Here is a 12,838-nt window from a genome sequence, read left to right on the forward strand (position 1 = left end):
CAATGGGAGAATCACCATGTTAAAACTATACCTCGCCTGCCTATTATTTGGTGGCTTATTTATCATCATCTCCCTGTTTTTTGGCGCGGATGCTGACGCGGAAGCCGATGTGGATGTGGATGTTGACACTGACATCGACGTGGATACGGATGTGGAAATGGACGCCGACGCCGCAGAAGTCGAAGTTTCCGGCGAAGGTACTGTGGAAGCCATTAAATTTCTCAGCTTTCGCAATTTTGTGTTTTTTGTGGCCTTTTTCGGGCTCACCGGCAGCCTGCTCACCTGGATTGGCAGCAACTTTTTGTTGACGTTTGGCGCAGCCATTACGCTGGGATTTGTGGCGGCAACCGTTATGCATCGGGTGATGAAACAACTGGCGGCAACCGAAGTGGGCGAAACGCTGAATCTCGACCGGTTGGTTGGCATGCCGGCAAAAGTGACGATCAACGTTTCCCGGGATCATCGCGGCAAAGTATCGCTGGAAGCCGTCGGACAACGCATGCAGCTCCTCGCCCAAACGGCAGAAGAATCGGAACGCGATGAGTTCAGTGTTGGTGAATCGGTTTACATTTTGCACGTAAAAAACGGTATTGCATTTGTTGTGGAAGAAGCCTTTATCAACTCCGCAACCATTTGATCACCCGTTTATTTATAAATTCGCAGATGTAAAATAATGGAGGATGTCACATGATTACCAAAGATTACCACCGCACATTATTTCTTTCGATGATTTTGATCGCCCTCGGTGTGTCGATTTCCACCACAATGGGGGATTCTTCGGGCACCATTGGCACGGTGATGATCGCCGTTGGCGGCTTATTTTTTATCATCGGAATGACCAAAAGAAGAAAATTTGAACAAAAAAATCACCACCCAAAATCATAGAAAGGTTAGCTATGATATACGTTGGTTTACTGATTTTAGCTTATGTGGCGGTTTGTCTCTATCGCGGAAATTTGATTTGGGAATTGGGCGTTTCCCGCCGCAGTAACAGTCCTTATTTTTACTGGTTTGGTATCGGAACTTATTCGGTAGTCGCGCTGATGATGATTTACGCAGGCTACATAAATCTATAATAAACATTTGTTTGCAATTCAACTTAACCAACTTAACTTTTAGGAGGGTTGTGATATGGATTTCATAAGTGCTATCATATTTATCGTTGTTATCCTCGCGGTTGTTGTGGTGATGATGGTCAGCCGCTTGCTGATTGTCTGCCATCCCAACGAAGTTGTGATACTTTCCGGACGCAAACGTAAACTGCCGGACGGATCGATTGTCGGTTACCGGCTCATTCGCGGCGGTCGCGCGGTGCGCATGCCGGTGCTGGAAAAAGCAGCCCGCATGTCGCTGGAATCGATTCCCCTGGAGCTTTCGGTGCGCAACGCGTATTCCAAAGGCGGTATTCCGTTGAATGTGGATGCCATCGCCAACATCAAAATTGATTCGACAGAACCGGCGTTCGGCAACGCGGTCGAGCGTTTTTTGATGAAACCGATGCAGGAAATTCACCAGATTGCGAAAGATACGCTGGAAGGTAACCTGCGCGGCGTGCTGGCATCGCTGACGCCGGAAGAAGTGAACGAAGACCGCCTGAAGTTTGCCCAAAGCCTTATCGAAGAAGCGGATAACGATTTGAACCAACTCGGTTTGCAACTCGATACGCTGAAAATTCAGAATGTCGCGGACGAAGCGGGATATCTCGATTCGATCGGTCGCCGCAAAACCGCCGAAGTGCTCTCAACCGCACGAATGGCAGAAGCCGCAAAAGCCGCCGAAGCGGAACAGGCAGAAGCGGAAGCACGCCAGTTTGCGGAAATTGCCAAAGCCAAAGCAGATCAGGAAATTAAAGCGGCGCAAATTTCTGCGGATCGCGAAGTGAAGATGGCCAAAGCCCGCGCCGATGCCGCAGCCCGTCAGGCGGAAGCGGAGCAGGAAGCCGTCGCAAAGGAAGCGGAAGCGACATCACTGCGGAAAGCTGAGGTCGCAAAAGCAATGGCTGATCAGGAAATTCGCACATCGCAAATTAAGGCAGATCAAGAGGTTAAGGTATCTCGCGCTATTGCAGATCAACAGATCGAAACTGAGAACAACAATCTGCGTATGAAAAAAGCGGAACTGGAACGCGAAGCCATTATCATGGAAAAAGAAGCGGAAGTTGCCGGACAAAAAGCCCAGGCAAAATACGAACAGGATATGGAAGAAGAACGCATTCTGCTGCAACAAAAACGCCTGATGGCAGACGTTATCGAACCCGCAAAAGCCAAAAAAGAAGCGATGGAGCTGGAAGCACGCGGCGAAGCTGCGCCGATTCTCGAGAAAGGTAAAGCGAACATCGAAGTGCTGGATCAGATGATCAAAACCTACCTCAGCGCCAAAGGTGAAGGCGAAAAAGTATTCATGCTGAACATGTTGCCGGATATTATCAAACAACTGTCCGACACGGTGAACAAGGTCACGATCGACAAAGTGAGTGTGATCGACAGCGGCGGAAACGGCAGCCACGGCGTGGCAAATTTCATCAACCAGTTGCCCGCAGCAGTGGTTTCGCTGGCGGAACAGATCGAAAACGCCACCGGTGTGAACATCCTCAACCAGTTCAAACAGAAACCGGAAATTGGTCAGATTGTCCACCACAACGGTGAGCACGACAAAGCGAAAGATGATGAGAAGTAGGTTAAAAAAACCGCACCATCAGCATGAAACGCTTGTTCCGCGCTGATGGTGTGTTAAAACAAACGAAAACAAATATTTAGAAATACATCGAATTTTTCAAAAAATGAAAAAGAACAAGACTATTTCTGCCGGGTTGATGAAAGTATGAACAGAAAAAAACCTAAAACACTGAGCCGTGAAGATAGAGCTAAAAGGCGAAAAAGAGAGACTAATCAAACTCATTTTATCAAAGCTATTCATCAGCCTTTTATTGGGGATGTTTAACGGTGCAGTTGTAGATAATATTAAAATAGGATTCTGGTCGGTTTTAATTTTCATAGCAACATTTACGGCTTCCTATTTTATTAGAAATTACATTCGTGTTCGACTTTATCTAACTGCTGTTCTATGGGGTTTGGTTTGGGGCGCATGTATGTCAGGTATCTTAACACTCAATTATTACGGACGACATGGGTTCAGAGATGATACGATCGCATTAGCAATTATTATGCTTTTGGGTTATTCACTCATGTTCGTAATAGATATTTATATTGGGAGACATGATTATATTAAACCAGATTTTCAGTCTTATGGTGAGTTTTACAAAAGCTGGTTCAATTATAAGTATCTTAAAAACAAATAATTAGACTCAAAATATTTGAAAGGAGCACAGTATTGGGATTCACAAATTTTTTCAAAGGAAAAAAAGAAGGTGAAGAATTTGATCCACTACGGGACTTGACACTTTCAAAAATGAAGGTCGGGTATTTTGTTGAATTTGATCTGAAAACCTGGCAGGTTACCGCATACAATAAATACGATTTTGGCGACGGCTTATGGAGCGAGGAATGGGAACTGACCTCCGGTCGCGAAAAAATCTGGCTGGAAAAACGCGAAGATGACGAAGTGGAATGGACCGTCAGCAAAAAGCTGCCAATCGGCGCAATTGCGGAAGATGTCCGCCAGCACGTCAAAGATTTCGACGATCCGCCGGGGCAAATTTCCGTGAAGGAAAAAACGTTTTATCTGGATGAATCCGGTTCGGTCTATTATTATCCCGGTGGCAACACTCAACAACAGGGTCAGGGTATCATCGCATGGGAATATATTGATGATGACGATGAAAATTTTGTGAGCATCGAGCAATGGGGCGAGGATGATTTTGAAGCATCGCAAGGCTATTATGTGGAAGAATTTATGTTTAGCAACATCCTGCCGTCGGGGGACGCACAAGCTTGACGGAAGCATGGATAAAGGATAAAGTAAATTTTTTGACTTTTTCAATATTAAACAATAAAAAACAACATTTCTAAATCAATAAAATACAAACACTTAAAAAAGGGGTTTGTTTTGAAAAAAACAATTACATTTGCACTTTTCGGAATTGTTGCGTTGCTGCTGTCGAGCTGCGGCGCATCGAATCCGGTTGAGAAAATGCAACGCGAGCTGGACGATTATCCGGAATATTCCATTATTCTGGAAGATATGAAAATGGAAGGCACTTTTTTTAAGGATTACTTTCATCAATATAAAATTATTCATGCGGAAAAAGCCGGTGATTCGCTGGCATATTTCACCAATCAAACAGAATGGATTTTGGTAGATGAAGATTTTTTCAGCAATTACCAACGGTATTTGGGAATGACAATTGCATCCAAATCTGCTGAAGGTGATGTGAGCGACTCTCCGCAACCGCCGGGCTACCAATATGTTGGCGATGAACGCTACGGCCAATGGCGAACCGATAACTCCGGCAACAGCTTTTGGGAATTTTACGGAAAATATGCCATGTTGCAGGCGCTGCTCGGCGGCTGGAATCGCCCGATTTATCAGGATGACTGGCGCGATTACCGCACCTCCCGGCGCAACAATCAGCCGTATTTCGGCAAAAATCGCCAGTGGGGCACCGACGGAACCGCAACGAAAAAAACGAATCCAACATTTTTCCAACGCCGCCAAATGCGCGAGCAGGCGTCCAAACAATCCTTTACGGATAAGCTGAAACAACGCACACGCCGCAGTAATATGAGTAAATCCCGAAGCCGCAGCGGTGGTTTTGGAAAATAAACAAATGAGGAAATAATGAAACATAACGATCAAAATCAGGACAATAAAAAAGAAATGGGAAAATGGGTTGCCGTTGGCATCGCTATCGGAACGGCAATGGGCGTTTCGATGGATAATATCGGGCTTGGCATCTCGTTGGGTCTTGTGATCGGTCTGGCAATCGGCACAGTAAAATCCCGAAATGATAAAACGGAGTAAAAAATGACTTTAGACCAAACCATATCCGGACTAATTTACCTTATTGCAGTGTTTATACTTTTTTGGCTGGGAAAAGTGGTTTATGGAATAACCAATCCGCGCATCAATTTGCGCGATGAATTGGTGAAAAAAGATAATCTGGCGATGGCGCTGGCAGTGATCGGCTACTATTTCGGGCTGATTATCGCGTTGGGTGGCGTGCTTTCCAGCGAATCCGCAGGATTGTTCATCGATCTGTTCGAAATATTTTTTTACGGCATTATTTCGATTGTCCTGATGAATTTTTCGATTAAAATCAATGACAAAATCATCCTCAGCAAATTTGACAATATCAAAGAAATTATCGATGATCAGAACGCCGGAACGGGCGTTGTGGAAGCGGCCAACCACATTGCTGTGGGCATGATTATCGCCGGCGCGATGAGCGGCGATTACGGCGGCTGGGCAACTGCGCTCACATTCTGGATTTTGGGACAAGCCGTGCTGATTGTCGCAGGCATTGTTTACGCCAAAATTCTGCCGTTCGATCTGCACGCGGAAATCGAAAAAGATAACGTTGCTGTGGGCGTTGCGTTTGCGGGTGTGCTGATCGCCATCGGCAACATCTTGCGCATCGGCTCCACCGGCGATTTTATTTCGTGGCAACAGAATCTCACCACGTTTTTCGGATTCGTCATATTCGGACTGGTGCTGCTGCCGGTTTTGCGCTTTCTGACCGACAAAGTGTTGCTCCCCGGCGAAAAACTTACCGATGAACTGGTGAACCAGACAAATCCGAATATCGGTGCCGGTGCGGTGGAAGCGTTTGCCTATATCGGTGCGTCGTTTTTGATTGGTTGGGTTATATAGCTGGTTTCTAGTTTCTGGTTTCTGGTTTCTGGATTGAAGATTCTGGATGCTCTGAAAAATGTAAACTTAAGTGCAGAATGTGAAAATGAGTTACAAAAAATTGCAGATATGGCAGCTATCTCGTGAAATTGTGATTGATATTCACAAAATGACGCTGGAAACGTTACCAAAATTTGAGATGTTCGAAACAGGATCACAAATTCGCAGATCGAGCAAATCGACCAAATCTTTGATTGTGGAAGGATACGGCAGGCGCTATTATAAACAGGATTTCATACGTTATTTATTGAATGCGCTCGCCTCTAACGATGAAACAATTGATCATTTAGAAACCCTTTTCGAAACAAAGTCTTTATCTGATTCAATTCTGTACGAAAACATACACGAACGGCTTATTTCTTTAGGTAAAATGCTCAACAATTTCATCAACTCGGTTCAAAAAAATCATCAGACACCATCGATTTATGTAAAGGAAGAAATGCCAGACTATCTGAATTTTCCGGAAACAAAAGATGACAAAACAGAATAAAATTTTTGCAAATATAGATTCGGAATCCAGAACTTGCGCTGAGCGCAGCCGAAGCGTCCAGAATCCAGAATCCAGAATCCAGAATCTCTCCGGCAACTGGTTGCTGAAAGCCTGCATTTTCGCCACCGGGTTATCCGGAATTGTGGCGGAATACGTGATGTCCACGCTGGCGAGTTATCTGCTCGGTAACTCCGTTTTGCAATGGACACTCACTATTTCCATCATGCTGTTTGCGATGGGCGTTGGCAGCCGTTTCAGCAAATTTGTGGATGACGCGTTGCTGGATGCCTTCGTTTTCACGGAATTACTGCTCTCCGTTTTATGCGCGATCAGCGCTACAACTATCTATTTTTTATCGGCTTACATGAATCCGATAACACCGCTGATTTACACGCTGTCATTCGCAATCGGTTTGCTGATCGGGCTGGAAATTCCGCTGGCAACCCGTCTCAACGATTATTTTGAGGATTTGAAAATCAACATCAGTTCGGTAATGGAAAAAGATTATTACGGCGCGTTGCTCGGCGGCTTGCTGTTTGCGTTTGTCGCCCTCCCCTACCTCGGTTTAACTTATACGCCCATTTTGCTCGGCGCAGTAAATTTTGCAGTCGCGGCGGCGCTATTTTGGCAGCATCGCGATTCGCTAAAATTTCCGAAAACACTCACTGCCGGATTTTTGATCGTGCCCGCCTTGCTCGGCGCATTGGCCGTTTCGGCGGAGCCGATTGTGCTGTATGGCGAGCAGCAAAAATATGTGGATAAAGTTGTTTATCAGGAGCAAACGCCCTATCAGCGAATTGTGATCACTCAATTCAAAAATGATTACTGGCTGTATCTCAATGGAAATGAACAATTTAGCAGCTACGACGAACACCGCTATCACGAACCGCTGGTGCATCCGGCAATGCTGGCGAGCGTTGCGCATAAAAATGTGCTGATTCTCGGTGGCGGCGATGGATTGGCTGCGCGGGAAATCCTCAAATATCCCGACGTCGAAAAAATTACGTTGGTCGATCTCGATCCGGCGATGACGGAACTCGGCAAGAATTACCCGGTTTTTCGCCAACTCAACCAAAATGCGCTCAGCGATCCCCGGGTGCACATTCGCAACGAGGACGCATACACATTTTTGCAGCAAACCCGGGAAATTTTCGATGTGATTATTATCGATTTGCCCGACCCGAAAACCATCGAGCTGGCGCGATTGTACACCCGGGAATTTTATCAATTGGCGAAACGTCAACTGTCCAAAGGCGGGATTGTGGTTACGCAAGCTGGCAGCCCGTTTTTTTCACGGGAAGCGTATCTCTGCATATTGCAAACGATGCGAACTGCCGGATTGGCTGCGATTCCTTATCACAACCACATTCCAACACTCGGCGAATGGGGCTGGGTGCTGGCAATGAATGCGGAAATTGACGAAAATCGTTTGAAAAATCACCTGCTATCACTATCATTTGATGATTTGCAAACACGTTTTTTAAACCGGGACGCAATGGCGGCGATGCTTCTTTTCGGCAAAAACGAACTGGCCGGTATCGATGCCATTCGCGTTAATTCTGAACTGGAACTCGCATTATTTGATTATTACAAAAATGGGTCGTGGGAATTTTATTGAGAACCGATTGATAAACAACCTGATCAGCAAAATAAAATCGAATAGATAGAAGCCAAAAGCCAAGTGCCAAAAGCCAATGAAAAATATTGCCCATAACATTATCAAATTTGTCATCAAGGAAAACCTGCACCGCATTTTGCTGATCATGTTGTTGCTGATTGTTTTCGGTGCGGTGGGCATGGCGATTTTTGAGCCGAATGTCAATTGGGATAACGCATTGTGGTGGAGTATCGTCACGTTGACCACTGTCGGATATGGCGATATTGCGCCAACTACGTTCGGCGGGCGCATCGTTGGATCGATCATCATGATTTTGGGTATCGGCATTTTGGGGATGTTCACGGCAACCATCGCCAGCGTATTTGTGGAGCAAAAACTGAAAGTGAATCGCGGAATGAGTAATTACGATTTCACCAATCACACGATTATTTGTGAATGGAATTATCGCGCCAAAGAAATTTTGAGAGAGCTGCGTTCAGACAGTCGCGTGCTGGATCAACCCATCATTTTGATCGCAGATATCGACGAAAAACCGGTGAATGACGAAAATCTCCATTTCATCAAAGGCGAAGTGGACGAAGCAAATTTGCAGCGCGCCAATATTGCGGCTGCAAAAACGGTCGTCATTCTCGGCGATGACAAATTGGATAACAACGCCCGCGATGCGCAAGTGGTGCTCGCTGCGCTGATTATCGAATCCATCAACCCGAGCGCTTACACAATTGTGGAATTGGTGAACGAACAAAACGTGGCGCATTGCCGTAAAGCGCATGTGGACGAAATTATTGTTTTAAATGAGTTTAGCAGCCGCCTAATTGCCCGCGCAGCGCTCGATCACGGTATTTCGAAAGTGATGAGCGAACTGCTCAGCGCCAGCACCGGCAACAATTTGTATCAGGTGCCGGTGCCCCGCGAACTGGCAGATCAATCATTTCTGGTTGTGTTTTCGGAGATGAAACGCACCCGGAACAGCATTGTTCTGGCGGTGTATCGCCGGGATCAGGATATCGTAATTTCCAACCCGGATGTGGATTTGAAAGTAGCAGCGAACGACCAGTTGGTCATCGTTTCGCAAAACGAACAGTAATTTGAGGTGATGAAATGTCCCTTTTTTCGAGAATCGCAGGAATTATTCGCGCTAACCTGAATTTCCGGCGCGATGATGTTGACATCGACGATAGCGTTTACGAAGAAATTCGTGATTCGCAGCGCGAATATCAACGCCAAAAACAGCAGCGCAACGATGCCAATCATCACCGGAATGACGATCCGTTGGCCAAACACTACGCCAATCTTGAAGTGCCGTACGGCTCGGATCTGGAAACTGTCACCAAATCGTGGAAAGCGTTGCTGCGCAAATATCACCCGGATATTCATTCCGGCGATCCCGAAAAACAGAAAATTGCGAATCAACTTGTTCAGGAATTAAACCAATCTTATAATGAGTTGAAAAAAAAGTTACGCTAAAAATTGATCATAAATAATTGTTTTCATTAGGATTAATCAACACAATTAATTCACTATTACAACAGGAGGCTAACGTATGGCCATGTTTAGCAAATTCGAAATGGTTAAGGATTATTTAATGGAACTCGGCTTTGCGATTATTCGCGAAGATGAGGATGAAGAGATCGTGGTTGTAAATGATCCCGATAATGGCATCAACAATATGGTCATCGATTGCGAAGACCCGATTGTGATTATGGAGCAATTGATTATGGAAGTGCCGGAAAAACCCGGTGATTTGTATGAAAAATTGCTGAAAATGAACCGCACACTGGTTCACGGCGCATTTGTGCTGGATGAAGAAGGCAAACGCGTTATTTATCGCGATACGCTGCAGTTGGAAAATCTCGATAAAAATGAGCTGGAAGCCTCGATTGTCGCGCTTTCCATGGGCATTGCAGAATTTGGCAGCGAGTTGCTGAAATACGCAAAACGCTAATTTTTTTATCGCTTAACTATTTGATAATATTTAATTTGAAACCAAACTTCAGGAGATAAAAAGATGGGTATTTTTTCGCGCATATTCAAAATTTTCCAGTCGGAGGCGCATTCAGTTGTGGATCAACTGGAAGATCCGATCAAATTGACCGAACAGGGCATTCGCGATTTGAAAAAAGATTTGGCGCAAGCCATGCGTAGCCTGGCGGAAGTGAAATCGTTGTCCATCCGCATGCGCAAAGACGGCGAAGACCAGAAAAAGCTTGCTGCCGATTACGAACGCAAAGCCATGATGCTGCTCCAACGCGCCCAAAGCGGCGAACTGGACGCCGCAGAAGTTGACCGTTTGGCAACCGAAGCGCTCACCAAAAAAGAAGATTCCTCACGCCGCGCACAGGAATTTATGACCAATCACGAGCAGCAGCAGAAAATGGCTGACCAGTTGCAGAACAAAGTGAACAAACTGAAATCTGCGATTTCCAAATATGAAAACGAGTTGGTCACTCTTCGCGCCCGCGCCCGCACTGCGGAATCGATGAAAAAAATCAACAAACAAATGGCGCAAGTTGATGCATCCAGCACCGTTGCGATGCTCGAAAAAATGAAAGACAAAGTGACCGAAGAAGAATCGCTGGCGGAAGCCTACGGCGAAATGGCCGACACAACCAAATCCGTTGACGAAGAAATTGACAAAGCGTTGGCGGGTGCGTCTGTGGATGCCGCAAAAGATTCGCTGGCAGCGCTAAAAGCCAAAATGGGCTTAAAAGAAGGCGATGCCAAATAGTTGTTTTTTAATCAGTTGTAATTTTTTTAATAAAAAAAGGGGCGTATTTAACACACGCCCCTTTTTTATTCCAAATTGATTTTTTGCGAGCCACAAACAATCGTTTGCCAAAAATACTCAGTATTCGGGCAACACATCTTTCGGCGCATTTTTCAACGCCGGGTGCAATTCGTCTTTCGGCGATAAAACCGGATTTACATCCAGTTGCCAGTCGATGCCAATTTCCGGATCGGACCATTGGATGCCGTATTCATCTTTTCCGTCGTAAAAATCCGTGCATTTATAGGTCACGTTCGCGGTTTCGCTGACCACGTAAAATCCGTGGGCGAATCCCGGCGGCACATAAATTTGCCATTTGTTGCGTTCGGAAAGCGTTACACCGACCCATTTTCCAAACGTTGGCGAGCCTTTGCGGATGTCCACTGCCACATCAAAAATTTCGCCGGAAACCGCCTGAACCAGTTTGCCCTGCGGGCGTTTCAATTGATAATGCAATCCCCTCAAAATGCCTTTTGTGGAAAACGAGTGATTGTCCTGCACAAAATTTTCGCGAATACCGGCTTCGGCGTATTTTTCCGCATGAAATGTTTCCATAAAAAAGCCGCGCGGATCGCGGAACACCCGCGGCTTGATAACCAGAACTTCCGGAATTTCCGTTGGCTCAACCGTAATCGACATGAACTAACGCCTCTTTTGTTTGGGTTTTAACGTTGGCGATCCGACCGCCAGATATGTGTATCCGTGCGCAACCAGATCTTCGTAATCGGGAATCATCCGCCGCCCGTCGATGATGAGATACGGCGGCGAAACCGTGTTCTCGATAATCGATGAAAGCCCGCGAAATTCCTCCCAATCGGTAGAAATAAACAGCGCATCACTGTCGATCAGCGCCTCCCGGACCGATTTGCTATACACAATTTTCTGATAATCCGGTGATTTTTCGGGTTCATAATATTTTTTTGCTTCCTCAATTGCCAGCGGATCGTATGCCTGAATCCGGCGAACGCCGTATCCGAGCAGCGTTTCGATAGCTTTTAGGGATGACGCATCCCGGATATCATTTGTCTGTTTTTTGAAAGCTAACCCTAATATTGATATAACTTTACCTTCAAAATTAAAATTAGCTTCCTGAATCGCTTTTTTCACCAGATAGGTTTTCTGGAATTCGTTGATCTCGAAAGTGGATTCCAACAATCGGGTGTTCACATCGTGCTTTTTCAATTGAAAAATAAGCGACTGAATATCTTTGCCAAAACAACTGCCGCCCGCGCCGTTGCTCATGTACGATCCCCAGGTGCTGATGCGCTCATCGGCGGTTACGCCGCGCCGCAAATCATCCACCCGGACGTTGGCAATTTTTTCCCCGATGCGTGCGCCAACACCATTCCAAAATGAAATGTAAGTGAGCAGCAACGTGTTGGAAACGTATTTGATCGCCTCGGCGGTTTCCGGCGTGGTTTCAATATATTTAATCCGCACATGATTGACAAATTGGGAATACACCCGCCGCAAAATTTTGAAATCATCTTTACTGTCGCAGCCGACCACCACCCGCGATGGTTTTCGCGCCTGCGAAACCGCCGTTCCCTCCGCCAGAAATTCCGGATTGGTGGCGATGCCCACGTTTTTTGCGCCGTGTTCGTGTAAAATGCGCTGCAACCGGCGGATCGTGCCAATCGGCACGGTGCTTTTATCGGTGATCACCACCCGCCGGAGATCGCTGCGTTTTGCCAATAACGCGGCAATTTTATGCACGGCGCTATCATATAATTCCAGATTGCTGGAGCCATCCGCATTGGCCGGTGCCGGCAGGCACAGAAAAATAACGTCCGTGCCTTCGATAATTTCATCAATTTTATGGGTGAAAAACAGATGTTTGCCAAGGTTATCACTAATGATATCCGCCAGTCCGGGCTCGTTGACAAACTGGTGAATCCGTTCGGGATTTCCGGTTGCGTATGCATCAATTTTTGCTGGATTGGTATCGTATCCGTGCACCTCGTGCCCGTATTCCGAGCAGATTGCGGCGTGCACCAACCCCACATAACCTGTGCCGGCAACAATAATTTTCATGTCGAAGACCTCGCTGTAACATGTGGCAGAATCATTTTTCGCATTAGACTAAACCACCAAATAATGGCGCATCAATAATTTTGACATCATACGATCAAATTGCCGGGGTGATTAATTGAGA

Annotated in this window: 17 protein-coding genes; 15 read left to right on the forward strand and 2 right to left on the reverse strand. The window is 46.0% G+C overall.

The features are described from left to right. Window positions 1–16 precede the first annotated feature (16 nt). The 15 genes from H6629_01310 to H6629_01380 all read left to right on the forward strand — a co-directional run bounded on the left by H6629_01310 (window position 17) and on the right by H6629_01380 (window position 10,644). Window positions 17–637, forward strand: a complete 621-nt coding sequence (locus tag H6629_01310; GenBank protein MCB9066435.1) for a hypothetical protein — start codon at window positions 17–19, stop codon at window positions 635–637. A 50-nt stretch (window positions 638–687) separates the two neighbouring features. Continuing rightward, the gene (locus H6629_01315; protein ID MCB9066436.1) at window positions 688–885 is read left to right on the forward strand and encodes a hypothetical protein; all 198 of its coding nucleotides are present in this window, start codon (window positions 688–690) and stop codon (window positions 883–885) included. 11 nt (window positions 886–896) lie between these two features. Next, complete coding sequence (locus H6629_01320) at window positions 897–1,076, forward strand: hypothetical protein (protein MCB9066437.1); 180 nt, start codon at window positions 897–899, stop codon at window positions 1,074–1,076. Between the two features lie 55 nt (window positions 1,077–1,131). Beyond that, a complete protein-coding gene (locus H6629_01325; protein MCB9066438.1) occupies window positions 1,132–2,676 on the forward strand; it encodes a flotillin in 1,545 nt (514 codons plus the stop codon). Between the two features lie 175 nt (window positions 2,677–2,851). After that, on the forward strand, window positions 2,852–3,298 hold the full coding sequence (locus H6629_01330) for a hypothetical protein (GenBank protein MCB9066439.1): 447 nt from the start codon (window positions 2,852–2,854) through the stop codon (window positions 3,296–3,298). A gap of 32 nt (window positions 3,299–3,330) precedes the next feature. Further along, on the forward strand, window positions 3,331–3,894 hold the full coding sequence (locus H6629_01335) for a DUF4178 domain-containing protein (protein MCB9066440.1): 564 nt from the start codon (window positions 3,331–3,333) through the stop codon (window positions 3,892–3,894). A 111-nt stretch (window positions 3,895–4,005) separates the two neighbouring features. Next, window positions 4,006–4,722: a hypothetical protein gene (locus H6629_01340; protein ID MCB9066441.1), complete on the forward strand. Its 717-nt coding sequence runs from the start codon at window positions 4,006–4,008 to the stop codon at window positions 4,720–4,722. Between the two features lie 15 nt (window positions 4,723–4,737). Next, window positions 4,738–4,920 (forward strand): hypothetical protein, encoded by a 183-nt coding sequence (locus H6629_01345; GenBank protein MCB9066442.1) that lies wholly within the window; start codon window positions 4,738–4,740, stop codon window positions 4,918–4,920. Between the two features lie 3 nt (window positions 4,921–4,923). After that, a complete protein-coding gene (locus H6629_01350) occupies window positions 4,924–5,769 on the forward strand; it encodes a DUF350 domain-containing protein (GenBank protein ID MCB9066443.1) in 846 nt (281 codons plus the stop codon). Between the two features lie 85 nt (window positions 5,770–5,854). Further along, window positions 5,855–6,298, forward strand: a complete 444-nt coding sequence (locus tag H6629_01355) for a four helix bundle protein (GenBank protein MCB9066444.1) — start codon at window positions 5,855–5,857, stop codon at window positions 6,296–6,298. Continuing rightward, the gene (locus tag H6629_01360) at window positions 6,282–7,916 is read left to right on the forward strand and encodes a polyamine aminopropyltransferase (GenBank protein ID MCB9066445.1); all 1,635 of its coding nucleotides are present in this window, start codon (window positions 6,282–6,284) and stop codon (window positions 7,914–7,916) included. The genes H6629_01355 and H6629_01360 overlap by 17 nt, the downstream gene beginning before the upstream one ends. Window positions 7,917–7,992: 76 nt before the next feature. Continuing rightward, a complete protein-coding gene (locus tag H6629_01365) occupies window positions 7,993–9,003 on the forward strand; it encodes an ion transporter (protein ID MCB9066446.1) in 1,011 nt (336 codons plus the stop codon). A gap of 14 nt (window positions 9,004–9,017) precedes the next feature. Further along, window positions 9,018–9,383 (forward strand): J domain-containing protein, encoded by a 366-nt coding sequence (locus H6629_01370; protein MCB9066447.1) that lies wholly within the window; start codon window positions 9,018–9,020, stop codon window positions 9,381–9,383. 82 nt (window positions 9,384–9,465) lie between these two features. Beyond that, entirely contained in the window at window positions 9,466–9,861 is a 396-nt protein-coding gene (locus H6629_01375) for a YbjN domain-containing protein (protein MCB9066448.1), read from the forward strand. Between the two features lie 63 nt (window positions 9,862–9,924). Beyond that, window positions 9,925–10,644, forward strand: coding sequence for a PspA/IM30 family protein (locus tag H6629_01380; GenBank protein MCB9066449.1), 720 nt, complete (start codon window positions 9,925–9,927; stop codon window positions 10,642–10,644). A gap of 117 nt (window positions 10,645–10,761) precedes the next feature. Here H6629_01380 and rfbC read toward each other — a convergent pair whose 3' ends face one another. Together rfbC and H6629_01390 are read right to left on the reverse strand one after the other, a co-directional pair. Continuing rightward, window positions 10,762–11,322, reverse strand: a complete 561-nt coding sequence (gene rfbC / locus H6629_01385; protein ID MCB9066450.1) for a dTDP-4-dehydrorhamnose 3,5-epimerase — start codon at window positions 11,320–11,322, stop codon at window positions 10,762–10,764. A 3-nt stretch (window positions 11,323–11,325) separates the two neighbouring features. Further along, complete coding sequence (locus H6629_01390) at window positions 11,326–12,717, reverse strand: UDP-glucose/GDP-mannose dehydrogenase family protein (protein MCB9066451.1); 1,392 nt, start codon at window positions 12,715–12,717, stop codon at window positions 11,326–11,328. Window positions 12,718–12,838 lie beyond the last annotated feature (121 nt).

The organism is Calditrichia bacterium (assembly GCA_020634975.1).
GTDB lineage: Bacteria > Calditrichota > Calditrichia > RBG-13-44-9 > J075 > JACKAQ01.

Bases quoted from the DNA above. Each gene is read 5' to 3' on its own strand.
- H6629_01310 (MCB9066435.1), top strand. From the start codon at position 17: ATGTTAAAACTATACCTCGCCTGCCTATTATTTGGTGGCTTATTTATC.
- H6629_01315 (MCB9066436.1), top strand. From the start codon at position 688: ATGATTACCAAAGATTACCACCGCACATTATTTCTTTCGATGATTTTG.
- H6629_01320 (MCB9066437.1), top strand. From the start codon at position 897: ATGATATACGTTGGTTTACTGATTTTAGCTTATGTGGCGGTTTGTCTC.
- H6629_01325 (MCB9066438.1), top strand. From the start codon at position 1,132: ATGGATTTCATAAGTGCTATCATATTTATCGTTGTTATCCTCGCGGTT.
- H6629_01345 (MCB9066442.1), top strand. From the start codon at position 4,738: ATGAAACATAACGATCAAAATCAGGACAATAAAAAAGAAATGGGAAAA.
- H6629_01350 (MCB9066443.1), top strand. From the start codon at position 4,924: ATGACTTTAGACCAAACCATATCCGGACTAATTTACCTTATTGCAGTG.
- H6629_01355 (MCB9066444.1), top strand. From the start codon at position 5,855: ATGAGTTACAAAAAATTGCAGATATGGCAGCTATCTCGTGAAATTGTG.
- H6629_01360 (MCB9066445.1), top strand. From the start codon at position 6,282: ATGACAAAACAGAATAAAATTTTTGCAAATATAGATTCGGAATCCAGA.
- H6629_01365 (MCB9066446.1), top strand. From the start codon at position 7,993: ATGAAAAATATTGCCCATAACATTATCAAATTTGTCATCAAGGAAAAC.
- H6629_01370 (MCB9066447.1), top strand. From the start codon at position 9,018: ATGTCCCTTTTTTCGAGAATCGCAGGAATTATTCGCGCTAACCTGAAT.
- H6629_01375 (MCB9066448.1), top strand. From the start codon at position 9,466: ATGTTTAGCAAATTCGAAATGGTTAAGGATTATTTAATGGAACTCGGC.
- H6629_01380 (MCB9066449.1), top strand. From the start codon at position 9,925: ATGGGTATTTTTTCGCGCATATTCAAAATTTTCCAGTCGGAGGCGCAT.
- rfbC (MCB9066450.1), bottom strand. From the start codon at position 11,322: ATGTCGATTACGGTTGAGCCAACGGAAATTCCGGAAGTTCTGGTTATC.
- H6629_01390 (MCB9066451.1), bottom strand. From the start codon at position 12,717: ATGAAAATTATTGTTGCCGGCACAGGTTATGTGGGGTTGGTGCACGCC.